Consider the following 26,419-nt stretch of genomic DNA (forward strand, 5'->3'; position numbering starts at 1 on the left):
GTTGTTTCGAGATATGTTGTAAAATATTAGTAAATAGAATAGGATGATGATAGATAATTCGGGAGGGGTTGCATGTATACGACACGCATGATCGAAACGTCGCGAGGAGTATTTGAAGTCTTCGTGAAAGGAGAAGGGGAGCCATTGTGTGCGACTCACCTATATTCACAGTTTAATGAAAAAGGTAATTACTTCGCTGATACTTTTACAGAAGAATTCAAGGTTTATTTAGTGAATTTACGAGGCGCAGGGAATTCAAGTCCGGTAATAGAAGACGATGAAATGAGTATGGAAAGCGCTGTTAAAGATATGGAGTCTATTCGAGAAACGTTAGGGATCGACCGTTGGGCATTTGCGGGACACTCCACAGGCGGTATGCTCGGACTAGTCTATGCATTGCAAGCGGGAGAATCACTGACCAAACTCTTTTGTAGTGGAGCTAGTGCTGACATGAATTATGCCAAACACCCTGACAGTATCTATTGTGCTGAGAATCCTAATAACGAAAGAATGAGAGGGATTCTAGCGTTATTCCGTTCAGAAGACACAACGCGAGAAGAAAGAATAGCTGCTGGAAGAGAATGGGGAGCCATGTCTTTATATCGACCGGAAAAAGCTGATGAGTATTATGCTAAACCGAGTAGCGGGGCAGTCATATCTGAAAGGGTAGATTATTTCAGCTACGTAGATGGGCCAGAGTATGACGTGGTTGAAGACTTGAAAAACATTTCGACACCTACATTGGTAGCTTCGGGCCGACATGATGCACAGTGCCCTCTGGATTGTTCTATTCAAATCGCAGATGGAATTCCTGAGGCGAAGCTCGAAATTTTCGAGGAAAGCAACCACAATGCTTTCGTAGAAGAGAAGGATAAGTTTAAACGGGTGGTTAGTCAATTCAAAGAGATGTAAGGAGGAGAACTGTTGGAAAAAATCGCTATCATATCAGATATCCATGGAAATAAAACAGCACTTGATGCAGTATTAGGAGACATTGAAAAAAGGTCGGTGGATCGAATTTTTTGTCTTGGGGATTTAATAGGGAAAGGTCCACAAGGTTCAGCTTGTATTGCAACCGTTAAAGAGAAGTGCGACAAAGTCATTCGTGGGAACTGGGATGTTTTTATTCAAGAAGAAACAGATAATGAGTTCTTACAATGGTATAAAGATCGATTGACTGAAGATGATTACAATTTTTTAAAGAATCTACCTTTTAACATTGATATCGAATTAAATGAACAATTAATCAGATGTGTGCATGCATCACCACGAAGTGAATTTGAACGAATTCTTCCGTGGCACCCACTAGAAGATCGTTTAACAATGTTTGAAAATAGTGATGCGACTGGAACGAGTTCGTCATCACGTAAACCTGATATTGTCTTATACGGGGATATTCACACAAGTTTTTTACATACATATTCGAACGGTATCCTCTGTAACGTGGGAAGTGTCGGCAACTCACTTGATCTAAATAAGGCCTCTTATGTCATTATTGATGGAAGTCACGGAACTAATGGAATCGAATTTGTAAGAGTAGATTATGACCGAGAAGCGGAAGTCGGCATTGCGAGAGATCTTGGTATGCCAGGACTGGAACCATATCGTGGTGAGATCATGTTCGCAAAGTACCGTCATGCATAGAATCGTTGCAAGGGAGTTCGGAAAGATGATAGAAACTAAAGAAGAAATTAAACAGCTAATCCAAGAAGATCACTGGATGATGGGAATATTGAAACAAGTAAAAGAGTTGAATTTACCCGATTGGTGGGTTTGTGCAGGCTTTGTACGCTCAAAAGTTTGGGATGAGCTTCATGGAAATACCGTGAGAACTCCATTAAATGATATTGATGTCATTTACTTTGATGAAAAGGATACTTCAGAAATAACGGAAAAATATTGGGAGAATGAACTAGAGGTTAAAGATCCCTCAATACCTTGGTCAGTGAAAAACCAAGCAAGAATGCATAGAGTCAACGATCTAGCCCCATACACTTCTTCAGAAGATGGCATCTCAAAATTTCCTGAGGCTGCAACAGCTCTTGGAATTAAGCTTGATCCGATGAATCAATTAATACTATCAGCGCCTCACGGGATTAAAGATGTGGTCAATTTGGAAGTGAAGCCGACTCCACTTTTCGCTGAAAACCTTAGACTTTCCGAGATATATGAAAGCAGAATAGAAAAGAAAAATTGGAGAACAACTTGGAATAAACTACGAATCTACTACGTAGACTAGGAGGTCGTTATGAAAGATTGTCCATTTTGCCATCCTGAAGCTTGGGAGAATCAACAGATTATTGCAGAAAATGAATACTGCCGGTTTATACAAATTCCCCAAGAAATATTGGTCGGTTCTGGTTTAATTATCCCTAAGGACCACCGCGAAACCGTGTTTGATTTAACAAAAGAAGAATGGGACGCCACATATTCCCTCATGCACGAAGTTAAGGTGATCCTAGACGAAAAGTATAACCCGGATGGCTATAACTTAGGGTGGAACTGTGAACTTATTGGAGGTCAAAGCATCCTCCACGCGCACCTACATATCATCCCAAGATATTCAGATGAGCCTTTCGTGGGGAGAGGTATTCGATATTGGTTGAAGGGTGAAGAGAATCGTAGAATATAAGGAGTTTTTAGTCAAAAAGATTTCTTTAAATACCCAATTATTATAAGCACTAGCTGCATTTGTTTTAGGTTGGGAAACGTGACTTTGTTGGGAGAGAATACTTTGGAAATAATTATCGACTATCAATGGGAGATTTTTATCGTAGCTGAAATACTATCTTTAGTAGCTTTACTTTTATTTGGATTCTTAAGGTATTTTTTAAACCAGAAAAAGCTGAGCTTGATCTTCATTTTTGTTTTTCTGGGATTATTAGCGCTAGAGGCATTGTTAGGATTTTTGATTTACCGAGTAACAGGAGAAATGTCCACGTTCCAAATTGTTATTATAATTTTTGTCGTCTACGCTTGTACTTTTGGAGTCTATGACTTTATCAAGCTAGATCGTTGGATGAGAAAAAAATTCAGTCAGTGGCGTGGGGTTGATCTTTTAACAGACAAAGATTATCGGGCCATGGAGCAAAATAAAGACCCTAAATATATCGCGAGAAAATACCGTTATAGCAGCATGATTCATTTAATAATATTTGTGGCAGTTCAATTGATTTTCTGGATTTATGGAACAAGTGGGTTGCTCGAAATGAAGGAATATTTAACTGATTTTTCTTGGATTGAAGAAGGAAGATTTGAAAATTCCCCTTACCCAAATGAGACGATCTATCAAATCGGAATGATATGGGGCATCGTGTTTGTGGCAGACTTTTTGTATTCGTGGTCTTACACGATATTCCCATCTAGTGAAAAGTGAATTTAAAGGTGCTCTATCGGTTTTTTTTGAAACATAACTTTATCCGGTGCGTCTAATTCTTTAAAGGTGGTACAGACAATGAGGAGATTAGTTTTAATACTATCTATATTTTTTATGTTGGCATTTGGATTATTTGCATGCGGAACAGATAATAGTGGTCAATCTAACAGCAACGAAAGACCAAATGATACCGAAGATACTAAGCAAGAGGGTGATTTTGAGGTATCTATAAATGTTGAAAATGAAAACGAAAACCCCGAAGTTCATGCCACGATCACTTATATAGGAGAAAAAGAGCAAAAGAATATTTACCACGGAGGAAGTATATTTTTCTTTAATATTTATCAGGTAAATGGTGATTTCGAACATATTGGAGGAATGAACGAGCCATTACTGACCACAACACTTAAGAAAGATGAAGTTCATAAAGTGGAATTTGACCATCCTAGCTTAGATGAGTTAGAAACTGGGGAGTATGAATTTGAAGCAATTGCTGATTTTTCGTTGGATAAGGATAACTATATAGATAACAAAAGAGAAATAACTGTTTCAAAGATCGTAAATATTAAATAAGTGATTAATGCAATGGAGCGTTCTGAAACTTCAGGGAACAGCATTCGAATTTCAGGGAGCCACCCACAAACTTCAGGGTACCGAATTCAACAAGACTTTTTGCAGTTCAAGCGCCCCTGTGTGCTAATCTTTATGAATTATCTAATGACAAAGAGAGCCGATGTGCTCTCTTTTTTTATTGGAGTATATTTGACCTGCATAAAAATCTTGATTCTTGTTAGCGTTATGCTATTATGGTTATATACTAAACTATATAACCATATAAATGAAAGTGATAAAAGGTGGTGATTCCACGTTGAAGAAGGAATTTGATGAAGGGAAGCCCATATTCCAGCAAGTTCGTGAACAGATAGAAGATCAAATTGTAAATGATCAGCTTCAAGAAGGGGATCAGGCACCATCCACGACTCAGCTCGTCAACTTTTACAAAATCAATCATGTAACCGTGGCAAAAGGTGTGAATCAGCTTGTCGATGAAGGCATTTTGTACAAAAAACGAGGTGTAGGTATGTTCGTGGAAGAAGGGGCTAAGGAAAAACTGGTTCAGAAGCGGAAGAGTGCTTTCATGGATACTTATGTCGTTCGATTAGTTCGAGAGGCAGATAAACTGGGGATTTCTGAAAATGAGGTTTTCGATATGATCAAGAAAGTGAAAGGGAGTGGTTCAGATGACAGTTAAGATAGAAGCTCAACATATTTCATTAAATTATAAAGGATTTAAGGCCTTAAAGGATATATCATTTAGCATTGAAGGCGGGAAAATTATTGGACTTATTGGTAGGAATGGCGCAGGGAAGACGTCGTTATTATCTATAATCTCCGCATTTCAGTATACTCCGGAAGGTTCTCTTCGTGTAAATGGAGAAGAAGTTTTTGAAAATGCAAAGGTTATGCGAGATATTGCCTTTCTTTATGATGCTGATTACTCGGATCAGACGGAGAATGTGAAGGATATGCTTGATACCGTCAAAAAGTATCGCCCTTATTACGATGAAGAGTATGCGATGCACCTCGTGAAAAGATTTAAATTGCCACTCGATAAGGCAGCGAATAAACTTTCGAAAGGAATGCAGTCAGCATTGAATGTCACGATGGGACTGGCTAGCCGTGCGCCTATTACAATTTTCGATGAAGTTTATTTAGGGATGGACGCTCCAACTAGAAATATTTTTTATAAGGAATTACTTGAAGACCAAGAGAAACATCCTCGAACCTTTATTTTATCTACTCATTTGGTTTCTGAGATGGATTATCTTTTTGATGAAATCGTAATGATCCATGACGGGAAGCTTTTATTGCACGAAAATTATGGGTCGTTAGTTGAAAAGGGAGTTTCGGTTACAGGTCACCACAAGAAAGTGGATGAATTCGTGGAAAATAAAGAGATTCTCAATGAAGAGAAGCTTGGAACGACGAAATCGGTGACCATTTTTGGTGAATTAAGTGAAGAGGAACTAGAATTTGCAAGAAAAGACGGCTTGGAAATTGGTCCAGTTTCTCTTCAAGACTTGTTTATTCATCTTACAGGAGGTGAGGAATAATGATGTGGAAAAAAGTGACGGGTGATATGTTATTTGAGCAGATGAAATGGGTAGTAATTTATGTTTTTTTCATCATATTTTTTCACATAGCATTACTGATTTTAGCTGTGAACTATGATTTCGAACAAGGTGATTTCCTTACTTTCTCATATGGATCCGCGCCAATTGTTATGTTGATTGTTGGATTAATGAGTGCTTATACATTTTTGCCGATTTTAGTTAACCATGGAGTCACTAGAAAGGATTACTTTATAGGGGGAGCGATATCAGGAGCAGGTGTTTCTATTATTTTAGCGTTGGTTGCTACAGTAATTTCGCTCGCCGGATATGGAGTTTGGGGATTGCTGAACATACAATATGAAATGGATTCCCTGGTAAACAAAATGGGCGGAAACTGGTTGTCTGCCATCATCTTTTATAGTGTATCAATATTGATCGTCTATTACATTGGCTGGTTGATCGGTGTGGGATACTATCGTTACGGGTGGAAGAAAGGCTTCTTCTTTATAGGAGTGGCAATCGTGTTGATGATGGTGACGGATTTCCTATGGGAAGGAGATATTTATAAAGGCTTTGCAGATTGGTTGCCATTTGCCGGAAGTGAATTTTCTTTACCGATTTCTTTACTAGGATCCGCTGTTTTGATTACAATTCTTTTAGTTGTCATTAGAAGAATAACGAAATATGTATCTATTAAGTTGTAAAGGATGGTATTTGGCCAAAGTATTGCGCCATTATTGGCTCAAATAAGCCTGATTTAATGAAGAAAAGCAGCCACATCGGCTGCTTTTTGTATGAGTGTTTATAATAGCGAAATGATAAAACCAATTACTACGATTAAACCGATAACCATTAAAATTGTACGGATCAAGTTACTCACCGTCCTTTTCGATTGTTGCTTATCAATTCCCCCAGGAAGAGAACTTTTAAACATTTTTCGAGAAGGACGTGCCTATTTGACTATCATGACCGGGCAATTTACTCGCTTAGCGACCTTGTGGCTGACGCTACCTAGCACCATGCTTTGTAAATTGTTTCGGCCACGACTACCTAGTACTACACAGTCGAACATATGCCCATTAGCATACTCGACAATGGTGGGTCCTGGTTCACCTTGCAAGATCACTACCTCATAAGGGATTTTCTTTTCTTCTAATAAACCTTCGATATCTTTAAGTCGCTCGCGACGTTTTTTCGCGATCATGTCCTTGTCTCCAGTATGAAGCACATCTGCTTTGGACTTGGACGGGCTAATAGAATACACAACCTCAATAACACTTTCTGGATTGTCTCTTTCTAATAATCCTATGGCATGTTCTGTTGCACGGAAAGAGTGCTCAGAACCATCTGCTGCTACGAGTACACGTTTATACATAAAATCCCCTCTTCTAATTGACCTTTTCAGTCATTGTATGATTTTTCAGACAAATAGTAAAGATTATTCATTCCTAAAAAAAAGTGGCTATCATCCGGAATAGCCACTTTTAGATTATCTAATGGGAGGAAGCTTTGCTAAGCCCCCCGATTTTGTTTTTAAGTTGTTTGCTCTCATTATTCATACCTTTATAGGCTACTTCGATACCTTGTTGCTCGAATTTTGCTTCTATTTTATCGAGTGCATTAATCGCAGAGTCGTCCCAAAGGTGAGCCTGAGAAAGATCTAGTACCACTCGATCAATCTCTTGGTTGTAATCGAATCTTTTCGGTAATTCCGAAACTGAAGCGAAGAACAATTGCCCATGGATCGCATAAATCTTTTCAGTTTGAGCATCGTTCATTTTTTCTTCAATTGATACTTTCGAAATTTTAGCTGCGAAGAAGATCGCGCTTAGTAAAACCCCTGCTAATACACCTTTAGATAAATCGTGTGTGATGACAACTGTACCAACAGTAACTACCATTACAGTGGCGTCCGATTTTGGTACGCGGTGAATGTTAGTGAGAGAGCTCCAATCGAACGTACCGATCGAAACCATGATCATAACCCCTGCTAAGGCTGCCATCGGAATCTGAACGACGACATTACCTAATGCAATAATCAAGAACATCAGGAAGACTCCGGCAACAAGAGAGGATAGACGTCCTGTCCCACCTGATTTCACGTTGATGACCGACTGTCCGATCATCGCACAACCAGCCATACCACCAAAGAAACCTGTAACGACGTTAGCGTAACCTTGTCCGCGACATTCTTTGTTCTTATCACTTTCTGTATCTGTCATATCATCAACAATCGACGCTGTTAATAAAGTCTCCAATTGTCCAACAATCGTTAATGCCAACGCATAAGGGAAGATAATTGCTAGAGTTTCAAATGTTAAAGGAATTTGTGGCAACATGAACATTGGTAATGTTTGAGTCAATGAGCCTAAATCCCCTACAGTTTTCACGCCAAAGTTGGCAAAGATTGCAATAGCTGTTACCACTACGATTGCAACTAGGGTTGAAGGAACTGCTTTAGTAATCTTCGGTAAAATATAAATGATTGCTAGAGTAAGTGCGACTAACGCATACATGATCCATGTTTCACCAACAAAATGTTGTAGTTGGGAAGTGAAAATCAGAATCGCAAGAGCATTTACGAAGCCAATCATGACTGAGCGCGGCACGAACTTCATCACTTTTGATAATTTGAAGACACCAAATAAAATCTGTAGAATCCCTGTTAAAATAGTTGCTGCTAATAAATATTCCAAACCATAATCTGCAACTAATGTAATCATCAGAAGTGCCATGGCACCAGTAGCTGCAGAAATCATTCCTGGTCGACCGCCAACGAAGGCAATCACCACGGCGATACAAAAGGAGGCATACAGGCCGACCATTGGGTCTACACCTGCAATGATGGAAAAAGCAATTGCTTCAGGAATCAAAGCTAACGCTACCACCATGCCTGCTAATATATCTCCTCTTACGTTTCCAAACCATTCTCGTTTAATTGTTTCTAAATTCAATTCTCCACCTCTTCTTTAGTATTTGTTCTCCGTGCAAGCAAACAGAATAATCTTAGCACAGGAATGGTTTTTTTGGAAATCGTCATGTAAGCGTATGTCATCGGGTGTATGCTTCAAATTCCTTCAATTTATTACGATTTTCGACCAAACTTTAAAATATAAAAAACCTCCAACAAATTTGTTGGAGGTTTTCGTCTTAATATCTAGGAATCTAATAAGGTGCAACTGACATTGACAGTTAAGGTTTGGCCACCGCCTCTGTATACTCCCTGAAGTGGGCTTACATCGTCGTAATCACGGCCTGTGCCGATTCTGACGTGATTTTCTAATGCTTCTACATTGTTTGTCGGATCAAGTCCACACCATCCGATTCCAGGTACAATCACTTCTACCCACGCGTGAGTGGCTGAATCTCCTACTAGTGCTGAATCTTCACCTACATAAAGATACCCACTGACATACCGGCATGGGACCAAGTTCGCTCGCAAAATCCCTAGCATGACGTGAGCAAAATCTTGACACACTCCTGCTTGATTATTGATGGAATCCTTTGCTTGGGTTTTCACGTCTGACGCCTCAGTATCATATACGTAGTTTTCATGGATATATTTCATGACATCTAAAGAATATTGGATCGGGTTTGTATTTTCCCCAATAATTTGATTGATTGCTTCCACCTGTTCTTTATTGATGAACGTATAATTCGTCTGATTCAAATAAGCTAAATAATGTTGGTGGAACAATTCAGAATGATAAATATTCCTCATTTCTGGGGAATACTCCATCCGGTGAATGAATGGGCTTTTTTGAATACTGACTATTGAAGTCGTTTTCACTTCAAGATTTTCATGGATTTCGGGGATAAAGAATTTTTCAACTGTATTACCCCATAGATCCACGTGCTCTCTTGTGACCGCAGTAGGATTGATTTCTGTTCGGTAAGACAGTAACCGTTGGCATTCATCTGTTCTTGGTTTCAATCGAATATGATTCAGGCTTTGGTCGACTGGAGTATCATAATGAAATTTATTGATGTGTTCAATCTGGTATTTCATAGAGGCCTTCCTCTCTCAAGTTTGCTTCTGATAAGCCCCATTTACTTTCGGGTCTACTAAATAATATGTTCTAGAAAAAATATCGCCTATCTGATTACAATGTTGTTTGAAATTATTTAAAAAATCAATCATTTCATCCATCGATGAGCCTTGGATTCTTAGTTCTTCTAAATCAGCTTTAACTTCATCTAAAATTCTGAACAGAGATTCAGAGTAAAGGGAAACCTGTCCGCCTTCCATTTCAGATATCGCCTGCTGCACATGTTCAATACAGTAAACGATTGATCTTGGGAATGTATGGTCTGAAATAAGGAACGTCAAAACGTCTTCACCTTTGATCGATGGTGGATATTTTTTTAAAAATGCTTGGTGACCATTGACGAAATGCAATGTTCTTAAGCTGTGATAATAAAATGTCTCATCTTGATCTATTGCATCTTCTTTTAATTTTTCACACATCATGGTTAGGATGCGTGAAGTTTTTTCTGCACGTTCAAGACATTTTCCTATTTGTAAAAATGTATAACTATCCCCTCGTAATAAGGAAGATTCAATAATTCCCTGTGTAGTGAATGAGGACTGGATCAACTGTTTCAACAAATTGTCCACGTCTTTTAGTGTCCAGTCAGTCGAGTCGACATCTTTACTGTTCCAATAGCAGTCATTCAAATGTTCCCAAAGCTCTGTAGGGATGATTTCTCGAGTAGACTTGGCATTGTCTCTTGCAATTCTTAAGATCTGTTGTAACGAATTCATATTGTTCTGATCGAAAGTCAAGTATTGAACTATTGATGAAGGTTCTAATTTCTCATTATTGAGTACGTAATCTTCGTAAGATGAACAGATATCGATGATCTCTTCCCAATCCTTATAGGCAAGTGCTTTTGTATCATCTGCTTCTAACATATCAATTAATCTTGTGGATAAAATCCTTGAATTATTTTCAGCGCGTTCAATATTTTTAGCCATCCAATACAGTGAATCTGCCACACGACTTAACATATATGACTCATCCTTTCTGCAGTACTTTAAGAATGTTTAACTTTGTTAAAGGGTTAAAGTATATGAAAAACTAGTGCTTTCGCTATTAGGACTTGGCGAGAAGCCAAGTTTTTCCCAGTACTCTGAATCTATTGGTTGCGTAACACCCATGTATCTTTACCGCCTCCACCCTGTGAGGAATTTACGACGAGCGATCCTTCTTTCAATGCGACTCGCGAAAGTCCTCCAGGTAACACATTGATTTCTTTTCCACCCATAACGAACACTCTTAAGTCGATATGGCAAGGATAAAATCGATTGTTTTGGAATGCAGGCATTCGTGAAAGCTGGATGGTCGGTTGAGCGATATATTGATGTGGTTCTTCAATAATTTTTTTACGAAAGAGTTCAATTTCTTCCGCCGAAGCGTGTGGTCCGATCAACATATCATAACCGCCAGAAGCCCCGACATTTTTCACAACTAACTCTTCTATATGGTCGAGAACATATTCTTTTGACTCCGGATTACTTAGTAGGTAAGTATCCACATTTTTCAAAATTGGTTCTTCTTTTAAATAATAACGGATAATATCTGGAACATAGGCATAAGTCGCCTTATCATCCGCTACACCATTACCGATTCCATTCAAAATAGCTACATTCTTCTTGCGATAAGCTTCCATTAATCCTGGGACACCTAACATGGAGTCAGGTTTAAAAGCATCGGGGTCAAGATAATCATCGTCAATTCGGCGATAGATGATATCCACACGTTGTAAACCATGAATCGTTTTCATATAAACAATGTCATCTTTTACTAATAAGTCGCGACCTTCCACCAATTCGATCCCCATCTGTTGAGCTAAGAAGACATGGTCATAGTAAGCTGAATTGTACTGGCCAGGTGTTAACAGGACAGCAATTGATTGTTTAGGGTCACTGCAATTCTCAGGTGAATGACTTTTGAGTGATTCATGCATAAGAGACATTTGGTGCTCAAGAGTAGTGATTTTATGGTGGTTGAAGAATTCTGGGAACACACGTCTCATTACAAAACGGTTCTGATAGACATAAGACATACCTGAAGGGTTACGCAGATTATCTTCAAGCACGCGGTATTCACCATTTTCATCTTTGATCAAGTCGATACCAGCTAAGAAAATATGATTTTTATTAGGAATATCTAAGTCAGATGCTTGGGCTTTATAGTAGTAGGGATTGTTTTCAATTAATTCTCGTGGAATGATCTCATCCGCCAGTATTTTCTGTTCAGTGTATATATCTTCTAAAAATAAATTCAATGCCTGAACGCGTTGGGTCATACCTTGCTTGATGTGATCCCATTGGTCTGATGTAATGATGACTGGAAGGAAATCAAACGGCATTGTTCGTTCCGTTCCTGAATTTCCACTGTAAACTGTGAAAGTAATTCCTTGTCTTAAAAAGTTGAGTTGAGCAGTCTCGCTTTTCTCATGAAGCTCCTGAGGAGTGAATTCTTGTAGGATATTATAGAATTGTTCATAATGAGGTTTAGGGTCTCCGTTATTATTTAACATTTCATCAAAGAAGTTCTGCACTTTATATCTAGTAATCACAGTTTGAGCCCCTCTCGTTAGAATTGAAAGATACAACTATTATACCATATTATTTTCAAAAAATTTCGAAAAAGGAGTTTACAAAATGTTTTGGTATGCAACGATTGGAATAATTGTATGCGTCATAGCACTTGTTATTACCCTTTCGCTTGGAGGAAAAAGTGACGAAGGTTATTATAAATCAACAAAAAGAAATGTGACAAACTTGTCGTTGATTTATATAGTTACGATTATTGGAGCGTTTATCGCATTGGGATTGTTTATTTATCTGTTATGATGAATGAAAAGTTAATTGTGGAATGACACAGCTAAGAAAGGCAGGCACCAATGTTCAAAACTAATAAGTGGATTAGAATCATATTAGCTCTCTCTGTTGGAGTAAGTATAGCGTTTATTGCATTTTACTTTGATCAAGAGGCAAAAAATGAAGAAGAAATTCAGAACTTGGAACATGCGATATTGATGAACGAGATGAACTCTTTTACTGAAGGATGGCGTAACCTTAACCAGTACCTTGAAGCAGCTGTGGAAGAGTCTAATTTACCTGAGGATGAAGCACAGGCAGAGGTGGTATGGGAACTAGGCAAACCTTTAGAATCTGTGGTTCGCAACACAACGGACGTGGCACTTGAGAATGAGCGTTCTAAGTTGATTCTTCAGCTGAACGATCAATATCAAAAAATGTATGACTTAGTTTTCGAAAAAATTCCAGCAATGAATGAAGAACAGATAGGAAACTTCCATGAGTCTTCCGAAGAGAGTTATACGAACCTCGTGCGATCTAGTGAGTGGAATGTTCGGTATCCTGAGGGACGCATAATGATGGATTTATCTACAGAAGATTTGGAAAGTGTTTCAAACGAAATCGATTTATTAATCATAGAGTTACAAGAAATCGAATAAAGATTTGATAGATAACTAGTCTCAGTTTCGATGAGGCTAGTTTTTTTATGTAATACCTTTGACATCAGAGAGAATAATTTGTAATATTCTGAATAAGTAGGTAAATAGGAGGGGTTAAAATTAAACAAATAAATCATATAAATCGAAATCAATCCACACCTATTGCCGAGATTATTGGAAGACAAGATGAAATAGCCTTATATAAAGAATGGGTTGAACAAAATGATATTCAAAAAAGATGGCTACATTTATATGGTCCAGGGGGTGTAGGAAAGAGTTATCTCCTAGACGTATTTGAACAAATCAGTATCTCTGACGGAGATCTATTTTTAAGGTTTGATAGTAAAGATTTTTTGCAATCGACTGAATCCCTTTGTGAACACTTCTGTCTTATGATGACGCAACAATCTCAACTTAGTCCCCCTCACCTCATGCATTTACATGAATTAATTGGATACCTCAACGACCTTTCTGCTGACCATAAAATTGTTTTAGCCATTGATACATTCGAAGAATTAGATCAAACCGAGAGATGGTTTCGTGATATTTTTCTAAAATATTTGCATATAGACATTCTGGTACTAACAGCAGGTAGAAGCTCTTTAAAGGATGAATGGGTGGAAAGCTGGCGATGGAGTGAGCAGATACTTCAAAGGGGAATCCCTTTTCTCACTGAATCAGAGACTGAGCACTTCCTTCAGAAACGCGGAATCAACAATCCAAGTACCATCCAAGATATCTGGAATTTTTCCAATGGACATCCACTCACACTGACACTAAGTGCGTTGACATTTCAAGACCGAACTTATCCACCATCGAATTTATTCCAAGACGAAGGTTTCCATAAGATCGTTAAAAGGTTGACCGATAGATGGTTGAGAGAAATTCGTGAGCCTGATTTATTCCGTATAGTTGAGGTAGCTGCAATATTTACACGGTTCAACCAAGAGGCGATTGAATACGTGGTTGGGGAGCAACTTGATTATAGATTATTTCAGATGTTGACGAACTTGTCCTTCATCCGTTGGCATAAAGATGGCTGGTTCATACATGATTTAGTGAGAGGTGCTATCTTAGCTGACCTTAAAGAGAGAGATCGAATTAAGTTTGAGAGACTTAATAGGAAAGTCGCTAGTTATTATTATAAAAGGCTCATTTCTACCAGGGACTTGAAAGATATCGCTGCTTTCTTTTATCACAGTGGTGACGAATTCATACAATCAGTATTCTTTGAAGGGGAAGAAAACCCAGGAAAAAATATGTATCTAGAGCCGTTAAACGAACATAACTTAGTGGATTTAAAAGATTTTTTTGAACACAAAAAGAAACAAATAACCGTCAGTGAAGCAGAATATTATAATCGTTTCTCGGATAAGATGTACCGATTTTATGCTTCTGCTGAACATAATCAGCGGGAGTTAGAGAAGGTAGATATTGATTACATCAAAAGAATGGGGTTCGAATCGACCAAATTGTTGAGGGATCAACAGGGGTCTATAATCGGAATGTCAGTGATTGTACCGATTCATGAAGACTCTTTAAAGAAACTCTCTGAAGAGCCTGTTTCTAGAATGTATTTCAAACGATTGCCTAGAGAAGAATATGATTATTTTAATCAACCACCCAATGAACGAGCAGGTTATTATATTCGTTTACTGGATTATAAAGATCCTTCTGACAAAAATGTACGGAGTTATTTGATGTATAGCTTGTTTCCTCTGTTATTGACTGGAGGAAAAATAGTCGTATCCACACCTTTGAGTTTTCTGCAGCAAGTTCTAGAAAATTTTGGGTTTAAAGTTGTTCCAAATAGTGAGCACGAAGACTTTGGTGAAGAATACCCTGCACCAACATATATACTCGATTTAACAGGTAAAAAGCTACAAGGCTACCTGAATAATTTTATTCAAGATGCGAGTAAGAACAACCAAATGAAATATCTTAGTGAAATTTATGGATTGACTGAACGAGAACTAGATATTGTCCGTTTGATTTTGGAGGATTGTAGTAATCGTGAAATTGCTGAGCGATTGTTCGTTGCAGAAGTAACTGTAAAGAAGCATATCACTAGAATATTAAGAAAGACGGAATCTGCTAATCGTACGCAGTTGATCCGGAAGCTGATTAAATTGATGTAGGGTAAGCGTATTGATCGCTTACCCTAATTTTCGTTTATTAAGATGAAGATTGAGTGTCTTTATTGAGCTTATCGTATTGAATAATCGTATATTTTCCAATTAACGGCAAAGGCTTTTCTTTTTCATTGGCAGCATTAATGATGCCCATAATGGCTAACACAAGCGAAAGAAGTGAAGTCAATGGTAATATCAATAACCAACCAAGAATGGGAATGATCGAGCCAATCGTATAAAGTACAACAGCGAAGATAAATAAAATGAGTCCCTGATTAGCGTGATACATAGCGAACCGAGAATCTTTTGCTGCTAACAACGGTACAATGACAAAAATACCTAAGTATGCGATGATCGCCATTGCTTTGTTGTCTTTTCGATCTTGCTCTACATCGTGTGTCAAAACCTCTTCTGTAGACATGATTGAACCCTCCTCTAGATTGTAAATTAACTATAATCATAGCATGTAGAGGGGGAAATTTAATGTATACCTGGGTATACTTTTTTTAGAAAAGTTGCCCTTATAAATGGTCAACTAATGGTAATTGTCTTCATTTTTATTTTTGCGCGATCCGTCCAAGGCTTTAATGAAGTATGCCGTTGGTAAAAGCAGTCCGCAAGCAGCTTCGAGTAAAGCGAAAAATCTAGCTGATCCAACAGGAACAAGATCTCCGTAACCAACGGATAAAATCGTTTCTCCACTGAAATACATTGCATTCCAGAAAGTCACATTAACGGGATTGCCAGAGGTATTGTTAAGTACAACATGGTTGAGGGATAAAGCATAATAGAGTAGGCCGAAGCTTATTGTGATGCCTAATAGTACAACAAACAATTTGAAAAATAAAACTGAACTAAAGTAGCTGTATTTGTAAGACTTATTAGTGAAAAAATAATAAAGATTCACTACAAAGAAAATAACAGCTAATACGATTAAAAAAGTCGACATCAAACCCCTCCTTGCTAATCTATTCTCCCGAAATCATCTTCCGTAAACATGCTAGGGAGGGGGAGGGAGGTTATTTTAGCTCTTCAATTTCATGCACATTTTTAAAAGGATCTACGAAAGCTGCGTATATATTTGTTTCAGTTTCATTCGGTTCCTCGTGTAAGAACCTTACCCCTTTAGCCTTCAGAGTCTGGAAAGTTTCATTTACTGATGAAACTTCAAAGACAATGACAGATCTCGATTCATTCGAATAATCACCAATTTCACGTTCTTTATCACCTAGAAATGCAATTAATTCAACACCACCGACATCGAAAATGATTGAGTGATCATTTTCATCAGTTACTTCAAACCCTAATATTCCATTGTAAAAAGATCTGGCCTCATTTATATTTGTAATGAATATCATTAATCTTCCGAATTTCATTTATTTCTCTCCTTGTTGAATAGTAAATCTTATCTTAACTTATATGGTTAAGATTTGAAATCTTTTTAAGCATATTGGATGAGCTGTATTGAGTCATGATATAATATTTATATAGCTGTCTTTCTGGAAAAAAGAGGTGACTTCCATCCTTTTCAAAGTTAAATTCGATACATTTTATTCGATTATGATCGTGTTAACGGTTGCAGTATGTGTCATTCCACCCTTCCTTGAACCGAACATTCTAGGAGCGCTTATTTTGTACACACTTGCCTTTCTTATGTTGTGGATTATGTGGTTCGGTGTGAAATACGAACTGAGAGGGGAGCTATTGATTCTGCGTTTCGGACCTTTTTGGAAAAAGATAGATGTGAATACATTTCAACAAATCACTTATTCGAGAAGTGTCATAGCTTCTGCTGCCATGGCAATCAAGCGTCTTGAAATCCTCTATGACAATTTTCAAATGGTACATATTTCGCCGAAAAATGAAGAGCTCTTTGTTCAGAAAATGATGGAGATTAATCCCAAAATAGAAGTGAAAAATAAAAGGAAAAATGATAAAGGAGATGATTGAAATGGCTGAAGGAACATTCGCTACAGTAATCAATTGCATGGACGGAAGGGTACAGGTTCCGGTTAATGATTGGATGAGAGAGAAATATAAAGTGGATTTTGTAGACACTTTGACTGAAGCGGGGCCTAATAAATTTTTATTAGAAGGTTCTGTGGATCAACTGGCTAGCATTCAAGCCAAAATCGGTATTTCTGTAGAAAAGCATGGCTCAAATGTTGTAGCGGTTGCTGGTCATCATGATTGCGCAGGTAACCCGATTGATGCTGAGGAAAAGAAACTTCAGATCAAAGAGTCCGTGGAATTGATCCAATCATGGGGGTATAACGTTGAAGTTGTCGGATTATACGTCAACGATCGATGGGAAGTTGAACAAGTAGTATAACAGTAGAAATCCTAGCTAAAGGGTAATAGACGCCCAAAAGCTAGGATTTTTTTTATCTTATAAGAAATTTAATTAAATTACTGTGCACTTTCCTCTTCTTGTACTCGTTTTAAGAAGAACCACTCGCCGGCTACAATCAGTATAATAGCAATTACTGATATCCCGACCACTAACAAGTCTGATTGTATCTTCACCCATACAAATGCTGCTAAAATAATGGCATCTAATAAAAGGGCCGTAAGAACAATGAAAGGATTTGCTCCCACTTTTTCCCGTAAGTGTTTGAAGACGCCCCAATGAATGATCATGTCCATTGTTAAATACAGAATGGCTCCCATTGAAGCAATACGGCTCAAGTCGAAGAAGATCGTGAGAGCCATAGCTATTACAATGGTATAAACCAATGTGTGCTTCTGAATCGAACCAGGCATACCAAAATGGCTGTGTGGAATGAGTCGCATATCAGTCAACATAGCAAGCATTCTTGAAACTGCGAACACACTTGCAATGATTCCTGTAATCGTTGCTATTATCGCTAAAATTACTGTAAGCCATACCCCAATATCACCAAAGGCTGGACGTGCGGCTTCAGCAAGTGAATAATCACGAGCTTCGATGATTTCCGTTAGAGTTAAATTAGACGAAACACCCCAAGCCAAGAGTAAATAAACGACTAAGCTGATTAATATAGATATTACTATAGCCCGGCCAACATTTTTCTTCGGCTTTTTGATCTCAGAGCCGCTGTTAGTTATCGTTGTGAAACCTTTAAAAGATAGAATAGTTAATGCGATTGCTGCAATAAAACTTGCTATCGTCGTTTCTGGCGCGTTATTTCCTGCCTCTGCTGGTTCTAAAGAGAAACCGGCAACGTATAAACCAGCAAGAGCAAAAACAGTTATTCCAATGATTTTAATTAACGAAGCAATTGATGTAAATGACTGGATGAAAGTATTACCAGAGATATTCACCAAAAATGCAAAGATTATGAGTGCTACACCAAGAACAGGTACCCAAAAGCTGGAGGTTGATACATCAAACAATTGTAGCGTGTATGTCCCGAAAGTACGTGCGACCAAGCTTTGGTTAATAACCATGGATATTGCCATCATCATTGCTGCGGCTGCTGTCACGGTCCCTTTACCATAGGCTTTTACAAGGAACATTCCTATACCGCCGGCGGAAGGATACTCATTGCTCATTTTTACATAAGAATAAGCACTGAACCCTGTGACAACCCCGCCTAAAATGAATATTAAGGGGAACCAGACGCCTCCTAATTCAGCGACCTGACCTAGTAGTGCGAAGATACCCGCACTGATCATGACACCTGTCCCTAACCCGACTGCTCCAGTTAATGTAATGCTGTCCTTATTATATTCAGTCATTATAATCAACTCCATTCTCTGAAATTATCATCTCTAACCTTTACTGGATTCATTAACTTGAGGGAATGTAATTACGAAAGATGTTCCTTTTCCTAACTCTGAAGAAACATCAATCTCTCCATACTGTAACTCAGTTAGTTGCTTAGAAATGGCTAAACCCAATCCTGAACCTCCATGTTCCCTCGACCTGGATTTCTCTACACGATAAAATCGATCAAATAGATGAGGAAGGTTGTTTTCAGAAATCCCCGGGCCTGTATCCTCAATGGTGTGTACCAAGGAATCACTATCATTATCTATAGTGAAATTTATTTCACCGCCCTTGTCCATGTATTGAATGGCATTTTGTAATATATTCAAGAAAATTTGCTCTAAACGGATTGGATCTGCAACAATCTTAGGAACTTTTTTTGGAAAATTTGTGTGAATGTGAACTTGTTTCTCTTCAGCCTGTAGACTCACCTTTTCAATGGCTTTTTCAGCAATTTCAATACTGTCTACAAATGAGAGTTCTAGAGCATACTTATTTTCATCCATTTGGGCAAGTTCTATTAAATCACGAACTAAAAAATTCATCCGGTTCGCTTCTTGGTGAATGATGTTCAAGTAAGAGCGGCGTTGTTCTTCGGTTTCAAACAGACCACTTAAAAGTGCTTGGCTGTAGCCAAGCGTGTAAGAAATAGGAGTACGTAATTCGTGTGAAACATTGGATAAGAATTCATTTCGAGTCATTCGGTAGTGCCTAATCTCTTTTGCTAGCTCGTTAATGGAGTCTGACAGTGTACCGATTTCGTCATTTGAACGGACTGGTAAGGTTACATCTAGCTTTCCTTTTGCCATTTTCTTCGCAGCCTCGTCCATTCTTCTAAGTGGTTTTGTAAAGTTTCTTGCAATAACCCAAGTGAGCCCAATGGTTAAAATAATAGCGATTATTCCGGATAATATAAGTGCATTCCGCATGTCTCGGGTCGATTCTTTCATCAAATCAAGTGGGGAAAATACATAAACGGTGGCCACTGAGTTCCCATCGCCAACCTTTCTACTAGAAAAATAAAAAGATTGATCATCAGGAGTTGTATATGTGCCCTCTGAAGTTAAGTCCTGACTAACATATTCTTCGAAATTATTTACCCCTGAGTTGACCACTATTTGTCCTGACGAACCTATGATGACAATTTCTCTCGAATATTCTTCTGAAAGGGACTCTCCAATTTCCAGCCAACTTTCTTCTTCCATCATGTTCAAATGGTAAGCTTGTTGAGTGGCCAATTCATGAGTTTCCTCACGAAGGTGCTTATCTTTTGTAGTCTGAAATATTTCATGTATGACAATACCTAGAGGAATTAATATGGTTAAGAAAAGGAGGAGGATGATGAGACCGATTTTGTTGAAAACCGTATTCATGAATTTTCATCCTCCTCATAATTAAATGAGTATCCAATCCCCCACACTGTTTTGATTGGCTGGTAGGATAATTTAGCTTTACTTAGTTTCACACGCAAATTTTTAACGTGTGTATCAACTGTCCTTGGATCGTAAAAATCGTTTTCGCCCCAGAGATTATCCATTATATTATCTCGTGTATATACACGGCCTGGTGAGGTTGCAAGCATGTACAATATATCAAATTCTTTTGGAGTCAAAGTTAAGCTTGTTCCTTTAACTTCAACTTTCCGGAAAGGTTTTGAGATGCTTAAGTCTTTAATTTGGACATGTTCTTTATCATTGTGAATTTGAGAATGGTTTCTGCGTAATAGCGCATTGACTCGAGCTACTAATTCTTCTGGAGCAAAAGGCTTCATCAAGTAATCGTCAGCGCCCATGTTTAAGCCTTTTACTCGATCTGATACCTCTGTTTTTGCTGTCAGCATAAGGATGGACGACTCAATATTTTCATTTTTAATATATGTACACAATTCAAACCCATCTTTTTCAGGCATCATTAAGTCTAAGGTTATAACGTCAAAAGATTGTTCTCCCAGTAAAAGGATTGCTTCATCAACTGAAGCGGCTTCTTCGATATGATACCCCTCATTGGATAAATATAATCCAACTAGATGTCTCATCGTCGACTCATCATCTACAACCAAAATTCGATTTTGCATTAGATTTCCCTCCTTTCGAACCATTATAACTTCTTTTTCCAATAAATATGTACTCCGACCATTATGCAAGTGATCGGAGTTGGTGAGGTGTTTTAAATTATGCAGCCATTTCACGGCATGCTTTTGCACATGAGTAACAAGCTTCAGCACACTTCTGACAATGGTCATGGTCGTGTTTCTGGCACTCGTCTCCACATGCTTGGCAAATCTCTGCACATAATTCGCAAATCTGTTTCGCAAACGGGCTGTTTCTTTGCATAGCTTGTGCAGCATAAGTACAAGCCTCTGCACATTCGCGATCTAAACGGATACATTCTGCCATATGTTTTACATCATCTTCCTGTAAACATTGATCAAAACAAAAATTACATGCGTCCGCACACTTCAAACATTCGTCGATACATTCTTGAAAAGTCATAGAAAAAAACCCCTTTCTTAGTGTTAAAAACAGCTTTCCCATACTTTTTGAAGAAAGTGTGAAGAGAATCAAATGAATGCATAGAAATTTTAAATAAAGCCATTCTAAATGATGTACCAAATACTAAGGAGTGAATTAGATGGGAATTTTGTCTGGAAACCCGAAAAATGAACCGCTTCACTACGGTGAAATTTTCGGAATCTGGTCTTATTTACAAGTAGCAAAAGGTGATATTGCCGGCTTTCAAACTTTAAGCAATCACACTGGCGACAAAGATCTACACAAATTACTTGATGAACTAACAGAGGGAATAAAGCAAGAGGTAAAAGATTTAGAAGAAATATTGAAACTGAATGGCATCGCAATTCCTCCATCTCCACCTGAACGTTCTTACGCTAACTTGGAAGATATTCCAGTGGGAGCAAGGGTGAGTGACCCAGAAATCATGGCTACCATTTCCGGAAAAATCGCTCAAGGACTTGTATCTTGTAGCGGAATCATCGGTCAATCGATTCGTGAAGATATAGGCATGCTTTTTGGTCAGTATCACATGAACAAAGCCCAGGCAGGTGCAAAGGCTTTACGGTTAAGTAAGACGAAGGGGTGGCTCGTACCACCACCAATGCACACGAAAGTTCCTGTGCATCAGAATATCTAAGCTGTCCATTGTGGCAGCTTTTTCTAAAAATAAAAGGAGGTGAACTTCTTGGACATGTTAAAAAATTTAGGTATAAAATTCATTGCGAGTTTAGCGCTTTTATTTTTAATACTAGGTGTAGGTTTCGATGTGGCATTCGGTAATGTATTTGCTACCACAGTAGCAGTCGTATTGGTTTCGTATTTTATAGGTGATCGATTGATATTGCCCAGAACTAATAATACGGTAGCGACTGCCTCAGATTTTGTTTTATCCTTCGCAGTAGTATATTTCATGTTATGGATGTTGCCAACTGTAGGCAATCTTTTTACGGCTTCATTGGTGAGTGCTGTCGGGGTGATTGCGTTCGAATTCTTCTTCCATCAGATGATCGATGGAACAGAAGAGGAAGACGGAATCGGTATCCCGGATTACCGTACGCAAACTCAGGAATTTGCTGAAGAAACAAATCCATTAGATGGTAATTCTATGGATGAGGACGATTTAAGATAATTTAAAAGGGACATGGATTAAAATCCATGTCCCTTTTGTTATTGTTCGCTTTTAGGATTAAATAGTTGGTTATGCCACTTTTCTAAGACTTCCGCTATTAATTTTTGTAGAGACGGTTTCTCATTTTTAAATAGTAACCTGAAATAAAACGCTCTTAAGAAATTAATGACATCGCTTCTCTTCCTAAAAAAGCTCAGACCGAATCCTTCTCTTTCTAAGTGAAACTTTAACTCATTGGAAATTTCCGATACCCAGTGTTCTATATCTTCTTGTGAAGTGCCTTTCTCCATGAGAGCTTCAGTTACAAAAATCAACCTCTCCTCTTCGTCATCTACGTAAGGTACCATCGATGAGCTTTCTTTAAATAAGCATAGCTTGATTACCTCAAGGCTTTCATGAGATAACTCAGTATTAAAGTAAGGATGTTTGATGGCTTCTGCTAATAAATCCGCTCCGTGGGCCACACTATGTGCCCAGCCCTTACCTTGAACGTAACCACGAATATCTTTTTCTAGCCTTAAGTAATTGATACTTGAATCGATTGCTCGTTCTACAAGGTCATCAGATAATAGTTGTTTCTCTCTATCTTTTTCTAAGATTAAAGCAATCGTTAAAGCAGAAAATGATCGAGCGAATACTGAATCGCCTTCTGCTGTTCCAATATCGACAAACAATTTGTTCAAGCATTTCTGAAGGATATATTCCAATTGTTTATGTGTTAATCTCTCTTCGATAATTAATTTTCCAAATGTACTAAAAATAAGCTCGTCCCGTAGTTCGGGGTCGACGGATCCTATATTAGCTAACATCTTCTCAATCAGAGTTTCATTATCGATAATATGGGTAGGTTGGTCGGATAGAATTTTTTTCAGTTCTGATTTTAAGTTCATGCTCTCGCCACTTTCATTATTATTAAAATTCATAGCTAGTGTCAGTAAATTTTATTAGTAGATTACCTATTGGTTTCCCTAGCAATTTTAGCATAAATTCTTATATATATTTTAACCTCTTCTTATAAAGGACAATCAGACGAATGCACTTTCTTGTTGGTTTTTTGACAAACTTTCTATATTGCAAAATTCGCTAACTTATACTAAAATTAAAGATTGATTTGACTAGTAAATTTAATTAATTGAACAATATATAAGAGGTGGTTGAACATGGGCAACAAAGAGTATCGAGTGTTATTGTACTACCAATATGTAACCATTGATAATCCAGAAGAATTTGCGAATGAACATCTTGCTTTCTGTAAGGAATTGGGGTTACGTGGACGTATTTTAGTAGCAAATGAAGGAATGAATGGGACTGTTTCAGGTACTGTGGAGCAGACCGAAGAATATATGAAAACGTTACGTGAAGACGAGCGTTTCGCTGATATGGAGTTCAAAATTGATGAATCAGATGGTCATGCGTTCAAGAAAATGCATGTACGTCCTCGCCCAGAGCTCGTTACACTAAGACTTGAAGATGATATTAATCCAAATGAACTGACAGGTAACTATTTAGAGCCTAAGGAATTTTACGAGAGAATGCAAGATGAAAATACGATCGTGATTGATGCTCGTAACGATTATGAATATGACCTTGGACATTTCCGTGGTGCGATTCGTCCAGACATTCATACCTTCCGAGAGCTTCCAGACTGGATTCGTGAAAATAAAGAGAAGCTCGAAGGTAAAAGAATCTTGACTTACTGCACAGGAGGAATCCGTTGTGAGAAATTCTCCGGCTGGTTAGTTAAAGAAGGTTTCGAAGATGTGAACCAACTTCATGGCGGAATTGTCAGTTATGGAAAAGATCCAGAGGTGAAAGGACAACTGTGGGACGGCCAATGTTACGTGTTTGACGAGCGTATCAGTGTTCCGATCAATCAGGAAGAGCATGTAGTAGTAGGAAAAGAATATTTCACTGGTGAGCCGTGTGAACGTTACGTAAACTGTGCGAACCCTGATTGTAATAAGCAGATCCTTTGCTCTGAAGAAAATGAACACTTTTTCATGCGTGGTTGCACTCATGAATGCCGTACGGCAGAACGTAACCTATATATCCAGGAACATGATTTAAGTGAAGAAGAAGTCCAAGAACGGTTGGATAAAATCGAAGAGTATTATAATGAGACAGTAAAATAAGATTGATGGAAACATGCAAGGCACAGGAGGCCTTGCATGTTTTTTATTATCAGTCTATATCGATTTCTCAGTGTTAGATATCAGGTTATATTATCTAATAACCATAATCAGAAGGGATTCTTTCATTGCATACGAGATGTGAATTGGAAAAAATTACAGGTTGAGTTATCATAGTAGGGGGTTTAAATTGATTTGTTTATGAAGATAAGGAAATAAGAGGTACGATAAAAAACAATAGAAGAACTAAGTTTGTTGGGGAGAGATCTATATGGAATTAAAAGAGTTGACGAAGTTGCTGACGGTCAGCAGAACCGTCGGTGATACAAATGTAGAGGTTAAAGGTGTTGAAATGGACACTAGGAAAATAATGGGAGGAGAAGTGTTCGTCTGTGTCACGCCTAGGAGGGGTTTGTTAAAAGATCGGCACGATTTCGCTCAGGAAGCAGTGGGAAAAGGTGCAGTGGCGTTAGTAGTAGAAAGGGATGTAGATGTTGATGTGCCTAAAATATTCGTTAAAGATACTCGGTTAGCTTTAGCTGTTATGGCGACACATTTTAATGATCACCCTTCAGAAAGCATTGGGTTGATTGGTGTGACTGGAACCAATGGAAAAACGACTACCTCATATATCATAGATCACATTTTAGAATCAGCAGGATATAAAAATGGTTTGATGGGAAATAACATTATGAAAATTGATGGACAATGGAAGGAGACTGCCATCAACACACAAGAGCCGCCTGATCTACAAAGGAACTTGAGGCAAATGCGAGATCTAAAACATGATTCTTGTGTAATGGAAGTGACCTCTCAAGGTTTGGATATGAAAAGGATTACAGGTTGTGATTTTAAGACTGCTGTCTTCACGAATTTAACTCAAGACCACTTGGATTATCACGGTACAATTGAAGACTACAAGAGAGCAAAAGCTCTTCTATTTTCTGGGATGGGCAATTCATTTAATGCAACTAAGCGAAAGCATGTTGTTCTGAATATAGATGATGAGGCCTATGAATACTTAGAACAGATGGTGTCTTGTGAAGTGATTACATATGGCATTGAAAATGAATGTGATGTAAGGGCCAAAGATATTGAGATTACTCCAAATGGGATGGAATTTTTATTGTCGACTTTCAAAGGTGATTATAAAGTAAGTAGTCCCTTGATTGGAAGGTTCAATATTTACAATTCGCTGGCTGCTATTGCTACATGCATAGCAGAGGGAGTTTCTTTAGAGAAAATTACAGAATGCCTATCAACAACTCCAAATATTGCAGGTCGAATGGAGGTTGTCAGTGATAATCAGGATTATACTGCGGTTGTCGATTTCGCCCACACTCCAGACGCGCTAGAGAATGTGCTATCTTCTATAAGAGAGTTGTCGAAGGGGAACATTTTGACCGTCTTTGGTTGTGGTGGAGACCGTGATAGCACCAAACGTCCTATAATGGGGGAAGTGGCGAGTAATTATAGTGATCATGTAATTGTTACTTCTGATAACCCTCGTACAGAAAATCGGGATAGAATTATTGAAGATATTCAAAGTGGAATCGATCAACAGACAAGTGTCAACATAGTCCCTGATCGACAAGAAGCGATTGCTCTTGCCTTGAGGCTCGCTCAAGCCGAAGATGTAGTAGTCATTGCAGGAAAAGGGCAAGAGAGCTATCAGTTGATTAACAATGAGAAGCTCCCTTTTGATGATAAAGAGACCGCTAGAAAACTTATGGAGACTGTCTCGAGATAAAGAAGCACTACACAGTACAGAGGTTTACAGTATTCGG

The 26,419-nt window shown here is 38.2% G+C and carries 31 protein-coding genes; 18 read left to right on the forward strand and 13 right to left on the reverse strand.

Annotation, left to right across the window (positions count from 1 at the left end; translation table 11 throughout):
* Positions 1-72 precede the first annotated feature (72 nt).
* The 9 genes from CEY16_RS06620 (at position 73) to CEY16_RS06660 (ending at position 6,194) form a co-directional block, all read left to right on the forward strand.
* Positions 73-912, forward strand: a complete 840-nt coding sequence (locus tag CEY16_RS06620; protein ID WP_101331214.1) for an alpha/beta fold hydrolase — start codon at positions 73-75, stop codon at positions 910-912.
* Positions 913-924: 12 nt separating this feature from the next.
* A complete protein-coding gene (locus tag CEY16_RS06625) occupies positions 925-1,644 on the forward strand; it encodes a metallophosphoesterase family protein (protein WP_101331215.1) in 720 nt (239 codons plus the stop codon).
* A gap of 25 nt (positions 1,645-1,669) precedes the next feature.
* Positions 1,670-2,239, forward strand: coding sequence for a nucleotidyltransferase family protein (locus tag CEY16_RS06630; RefSeq protein ID WP_101331216.1), 570 nt, complete (start codon positions 1,670-1,672; stop codon positions 2,237-2,239).
* Between the two features lie 9 nt (positions 2,240-2,248).
* A complete protein-coding gene (locus CEY16_RS06635) occupies positions 2,249-2,632 on the forward strand; it encodes an HIT family protein (protein ID WP_101331217.1) in 384 nt (127 codons plus the stop codon).
* A 102-nt stretch (positions 2,633-2,734) separates the two neighbouring features.
* Positions 2,735-3,376, forward strand: a complete 642-nt coding sequence (locus tag CEY16_RS06640; RefSeq protein ID WP_101331218.1) for a hypothetical protein — start codon at positions 2,735-2,737, stop codon at positions 3,374-3,376.
* Between the two features lie 78 nt (positions 3,377-3,454).
* On the forward strand, positions 3,455-3,949 hold the full coding sequence (locus CEY16_RS06645) for a hypothetical protein (RefSeq protein WP_101331219.1): 495 nt from the start codon (positions 3,455-3,457) through the stop codon (positions 3,947-3,949).
* Positions 3,950-4,244: 295 nt separating this feature from the next.
* Positions 4,245-4,628 carry a GntR family transcriptional regulator gene (locus tag CEY16_RS06650; RefSeq protein WP_238378787.1) on the forward strand — a complete coding sequence of 128 codons (384 nt, stop codon included), beginning with the start codon at positions 4,245-4,247 and terminating at the stop codon, positions 4,626-4,628.
* The gene (locus CEY16_RS06655) at positions 4,618-5,490 is read left to right on the forward strand and encodes an ATP-binding cassette domain-containing protein (protein WP_101331221.1); all 873 of its coding nucleotides are present in this window, start codon (positions 4,618-4,620) and stop codon (positions 5,488-5,490) included. The genes CEY16_RS06650 and CEY16_RS06655 overlap by 11 nt, the downstream gene beginning before the upstream one ends.
* Entirely contained in the window at positions 5,490-6,194 is a 705-nt protein-coding gene (locus CEY16_RS06660) for a hypothetical protein (RefSeq protein ID WP_101331222.1), read from the forward strand. The genes CEY16_RS06655 and CEY16_RS06660 overlap by 1 nt, the downstream gene beginning before the upstream one ends.
* 248 nt (positions 6,195-6,442) lie before the next feature.
* On the opposite strand, the gene CEY16_RS06665 is transcribed toward CEY16_RS06660, so the two are convergent.
* The 5 genes from CEY16_RS06665 to CEY16_RS06680 all read right to left on the reverse strand — a co-directional run bounded on the left by CEY16_RS06665 (position 6,443) and on the right by CEY16_RS06680 (position 12,075).
* The gene (locus CEY16_RS06665; protein WP_101331223.1) at positions 6,443-6,865 is read right to left on the reverse strand and encodes a universal stress protein; all 423 of its coding nucleotides are present in this window, start codon (positions 6,863-6,865) and stop codon (positions 6,443-6,445) included.
* A gap of 118 nt (positions 6,866-6,983) precedes the next feature.
* Positions 6,984-8,444: a SulP family inorganic anion transporter gene (locus CEY16_RS06670; RefSeq protein ID WP_101331224.1), complete on the reverse strand. Its 1,461-nt coding sequence runs from the start codon at positions 8,442-8,444 to the stop codon at positions 6,984-6,986.
* Positions 8,445-8,647: 203 nt separating this feature from the next.
* Positions 8,648-9,499 (reverse strand): transglutaminase family protein, encoded by an 852-nt coding sequence (locus CEY16_RS15405; RefSeq protein WP_238378788.1) that lies wholly within the window; start codon positions 9,497-9,499, stop codon positions 8,648-8,650.
* Positions 9,500-9,514: 15 nt separating this feature from the next.
* Entirely contained in the window at positions 9,515-10,501 is a 987-nt protein-coding gene (locus tag CEY16_RS15410; protein WP_238378789.1) for an alpha-E domain-containing protein, read from the reverse strand.
* 128 nt (positions 10,502-10,629) lie between these two features.
* Complete coding sequence (locus CEY16_RS06680) at positions 10,630-12,075, reverse strand: circularly permuted type 2 ATP-grasp protein (RefSeq protein WP_238378790.1); 1,446 nt, start codon at positions 12,073-12,075, stop codon at positions 10,630-10,632.
* 85 nt (positions 12,076-12,160) lie between these two features.
* Here CEY16_RS06680 and CEY16_RS06685 point away from each other — a divergent pair, with 85 nt between their 5' ends.
* The 3 genes from CEY16_RS06685 (at position 12,161) to CEY16_RS06695 (ending at position 15,116) form a co-directional block, all read left to right on the forward strand.
* Positions 12,161-12,352, forward strand: a complete 192-nt coding sequence (locus CEY16_RS06685) for a hypothetical protein (protein ID WP_101331225.1) — start codon at positions 12,161-12,163, stop codon at positions 12,350-12,352.
* A gap of 50 nt (positions 12,353-12,402) precedes the next feature.
* Positions 12,403-12,978 (forward strand): hypothetical protein, encoded by a 576-nt coding sequence (locus CEY16_RS06690; protein ID WP_101331226.1) that lies wholly within the window; start codon positions 12,403-12,405, stop codon positions 12,976-12,978.
* Positions 12,979-13,370: 392 nt separating this feature from the next.
* Positions 13,371-15,116 (forward strand): helix-turn-helix domain-containing protein, encoded by a 1,746-nt coding sequence (locus CEY16_RS06695; protein ID WP_143484598.1) that lies wholly within the window; start codon positions 13,371-13,373, stop codon positions 15,114-15,116.
* A 37-nt stretch (positions 15,117-15,153) separates the two neighbouring features.
* On the opposite strand, the gene CEY16_RS06700 is transcribed toward CEY16_RS06695, so the two are convergent.
* From CEY16_RS06700 to CEY16_RS06710, 3 genes are all read right to left on the reverse strand, one after another.
* Positions 15,154-15,531: a magnetosome magnetite crystal formation protein family gene (locus tag CEY16_RS06700; protein WP_101331228.1), complete on the reverse strand. Its 378-nt coding sequence runs from the start codon at positions 15,529-15,531 to the stop codon at positions 15,154-15,156.
* 114 nt (positions 15,532-15,645) lie between these two features.
* Positions 15,646-16,059 (reverse strand): ion channel, encoded by a 414-nt coding sequence (locus CEY16_RS06705; RefSeq protein WP_101331229.1) that lies wholly within the window; start codon positions 16,057-16,059, stop codon positions 15,646-15,648.
* Positions 16,060-16,129: 70 nt separating this feature from the next.
* Entirely contained in the window at positions 16,130-16,486 is a 357-nt protein-coding gene (locus tag CEY16_RS06710) for a VOC family protein (RefSeq protein WP_101331230.1), read from the reverse strand.
* A gap of 256 nt (positions 16,487-16,742) precedes the next feature.
* Here CEY16_RS06710 and CEY16_RS06715 point away from each other — a divergent pair, with 256 nt between their 5' ends.
* Positions 16,743-17,060, forward strand: a complete 318-nt coding sequence (locus tag CEY16_RS06715; protein WP_162297880.1) for a PH domain-containing protein — start codon at positions 16,743-16,745, stop codon at positions 17,058-17,060.
* A gap of 1 nt (position 17,061) precedes the next feature.
* Positions 17,062-17,442, forward strand: coding sequence for a carbonic anhydrase (locus CEY16_RS06720; protein WP_101331232.1), 381 nt, complete (start codon positions 17,062-17,064; stop codon positions 17,440-17,442).
* A gap of 77 nt (positions 17,443-17,519) precedes the next feature.
* Here the strand turns inward: CEY16_RS06720 and CEY16_RS06725 are convergent, their stop codons facing one another.
* The 4 genes from CEY16_RS06725 to CEY16_RS06740 form a co-directional block, all read right to left on the reverse strand.
* Entirely contained in the window at positions 17,520-18,830 is a 1,311-nt protein-coding gene (locus tag CEY16_RS06725; RefSeq protein WP_101331233.1) for an APC family permease, read from the reverse strand.
* Between the two features lie 33 nt (positions 18,831-18,863).
* Positions 18,864-20,234, reverse strand: coding sequence for a sensor histidine kinase (locus CEY16_RS06730; RefSeq protein ID WP_101331234.1), 1,371 nt, complete (start codon positions 20,232-20,234; stop codon positions 18,864-18,866).
* Positions 20,231-20,935 (reverse strand): response regulator transcription factor, encoded by a 705-nt coding sequence (locus CEY16_RS06735; RefSeq protein WP_101331235.1) that lies wholly within the window; start codon positions 20,933-20,935, stop codon positions 20,231-20,233. The genes CEY16_RS06730 and CEY16_RS06735 overlap by 4 nt, the downstream gene beginning before the upstream one ends.
* Before the next feature lie 97 nt (positions 20,936-21,032).
* Positions 21,033-21,353 carry a four-helix bundle copper-binding protein gene (locus CEY16_RS06740; RefSeq protein ID WP_202908611.1) on the reverse strand — a complete coding sequence of 107 codons (321 nt, stop codon included), beginning with the start codon at positions 21,351-21,353 and terminating at the stop codon, positions 21,033-21,035.
* 139 nt (positions 21,354-21,492) lie between these two features.
* Here CEY16_RS06740 and CEY16_RS06745 point away from each other — a divergent pair, with 139 nt between their 5' ends.
* Both CEY16_RS06745 and CEY16_RS06750 read left to right on the forward strand, forming a co-directional pair.
* Positions 21,493-22,011 carry a DUF3231 family protein gene (locus CEY16_RS06745; protein WP_101331237.1) on the forward strand — a complete coding sequence of 173 codons (519 nt, stop codon included), beginning with the start codon at positions 21,493-21,495 and terminating at the stop codon, positions 22,009-22,011.
* Between the two features lie 54 nt (positions 22,012-22,065).
* Entirely contained in the window at positions 22,066-22,503 is a 438-nt protein-coding gene (locus tag CEY16_RS06750) for a DUF2512 family protein (RefSeq protein WP_238378817.1), read from the forward strand.
* Between the two features lie 38 nt (positions 22,504-22,541).
* Here the strand turns inward: CEY16_RS06750 and CEY16_RS06755 are convergent, their stop codons facing one another.
* On the reverse strand, positions 22,542-23,393 hold the full coding sequence (locus CEY16_RS06755) for a DUF2785 domain-containing protein (RefSeq protein WP_162297881.1): 852 nt from the start codon (positions 23,391-23,393) through the stop codon (positions 22,542-22,544).
* Between the two features lie 270 nt (positions 23,394-23,663).
* On the opposite strand from CEY16_RS06755, the gene trhO reads away from it, so the two are divergent.
* On the forward strand, positions 23,664-24,635 hold the full coding sequence (trhO, locus tag CEY16_RS06760) for an oxygen-dependent tRNA uridine(34) hydroxylase TrhO (RefSeq protein WP_101331240.1): 972 nt from the start codon (positions 23,664-23,666) through the stop codon (positions 24,633-24,635).
* A gap of 268 nt (positions 24,636-24,903) precedes the next feature.
* Positions 24,904-26,382, forward strand: a complete 1,479-nt coding sequence (locus CEY16_RS06765) for a UDP-N-acetylmuramoyl-L-alanyl-D-glutamate--2,6-diaminopimelate ligase (RefSeq protein ID WP_101331241.1) — start codon at positions 24,904-24,906, stop codon at positions 26,380-26,382.
* The last annotated feature ends 37 nt before the right edge of the window (positions 26,383-26,419 follow it).

Source organism: Halalkalibacillus sediminis (assembly GCF_002844535.1).
In the GTDB taxonomy this organism is placed as follows: Bacteria; Bacillota; Bacilli; order Bacillales; family Alkalibacillaceae; genus Halalkalibacillus_A; species Halalkalibacillus_A sediminis.

Coding starts and splice junctions, on each gene's coding strand:
- CEY16_RS06620 (WP_101331214.1), top strand. CDS start 73: ATGTATACGACACGCATGATCGAAACGTCGCGAGGAGTATTTGAAGTC.
- CEY16_RS06630 (WP_101331216.1), top strand. CDS start 1,670: ATGATAGAAACTAAAGAAGAAATTAAACAGCTAATCCAAGAAGATCAC.
- CEY16_RS06635 (WP_101331217.1), top strand. CDS start 2,249: ATGAAAGATTGTCCATTTTGCCATCCTGAAGCTTGGGAGAATCAACAG.
- CEY16_RS06645 (WP_101331219.1), top strand. CDS start 3,455: ATGAGGAGATTAGTTTTAATACTATCTATATTTTTTATGTTGGCATTT.
- CEY16_RS06655 (WP_101331221.1), top strand. CDS start 4,618: ATGACAGTTAAGATAGAAGCTCAACATATTTCATTAAATTATAAAGGA.
- CEY16_RS06660 (WP_101331222.1), top strand. CDS start 5,490: ATGATGTGGAAAAAAGTGACGGGTGATATGTTATTTGAGCAGATGAAA.
- CEY16_RS06665 (WP_101331223.1), bottom strand. CDS start 6,865: ATGTATAAACGTGTACTCGTAGCAGCAGATGGTTCTGAGCACTCTTTC.
- CEY16_RS15405 (WP_238378788.1), bottom strand. CDS start 9,499: ATGAAATACCAGATTGAACACATCAATAAATTTCATTATGATACTCCA.
- CEY16_RS15410 (WP_238378789.1), bottom strand. CDS start 10,501: ATGTTAAGTCGTGTGGCAGATTCACTGTATTGGATGGCTAAAAATATT.
- CEY16_RS06685 (WP_101331225.1), top strand. CDS start 12,161: ATGTTTTGGTATGCAACGATTGGAATAATTGTATGCGTCATAGCACTT.
- CEY16_RS06690 (WP_101331226.1), top strand. CDS start 12,403: ATGTTCAAAACTAATAAGTGGATTAGAATCATATTAGCTCTCTCTGTT.
- CEY16_RS06695 (WP_143484598.1), top strand. CDS start 13,371: ATGATGACGCAACAATCTCAACTTAGTCCCCCTCACCTCATGCATTTA.
- CEY16_RS06700 (WP_101331228.1), bottom strand. CDS start 15,531: ATGTCTACAGAAGAGGTTTTGACACACGATGTAGAGCAAGATCGAAAA.
- CEY16_RS06705 (WP_101331229.1), bottom strand. CDS start 16,059: ATGTCGACTTTTTTAATCGTATTAGCTGTTATTTTCTTTGTAGTGAAT.
- CEY16_RS06710 (WP_101331230.1), bottom strand. CDS start 16,486: ATGAAATTCGGAAGATTAATGATATTCATTACAAATATAAATGAGGCC.
- CEY16_RS06720 (WP_101331232.1), top strand. CDS start 17,062: ATGGCTGAAGGAACATTCGCTACAGTAATCAATTGCATGGACGGAAGG.
- CEY16_RS06725 (WP_101331233.1), bottom strand. CDS start 18,830: ATGACTGAATATAATAAGGACAGCATTACATTAACTGGAGCAGTCGGG.
- CEY16_RS06730 (WP_101331234.1), bottom strand. CDS start 20,234: ATGAATACGGTTTTCAACAAAATCGGTCTCATCATCCTCCTCCTTTTC.
- CEY16_RS06735 (WP_101331235.1), bottom strand. CDS start 20,935: ATGCAAAATCGAATTTTGGTTGTAGATGATGAGTCGACGATGAGACAT.
- CEY16_RS06740 (WP_202908611.1), bottom strand. CDS start 21,353: ATGACTTTTCAAGAATGTATCGACGAATGTTTGAAGTGTGCGGACGCA.
- CEY16_RS06745 (WP_101331237.1), top strand. CDS start 21,493: ATGGGAATTTTGTCTGGAAACCCGAAAAATGAACCGCTTCACTACGGT.
- CEY16_RS06750 (WP_238378817.1), top strand. CDS start 22,066: ATGTTAAAAAATTTAGGTATAAAATTCATTGCGAGTTTAGCGCTTTTA.
- CEY16_RS06755 (WP_162297881.1), bottom strand. CDS start 23,393: ATGAACTTAAAATCAGAACTGAAAAAAATTCTATCCGACCAACCTACC.
- trhO (WP_101331240.1), top strand. CDS start 23,664: ATGGGCAACAAAGAGTATCGAGTGTTATTGTACTACCAATATGTAACC.
- CEY16_RS06765 (WP_101331241.1), top strand. CDS start 24,904: ATGGAATTAAAAGAGTTGACGAAGTTGCTGACGGTCAGCAGAACCGTC.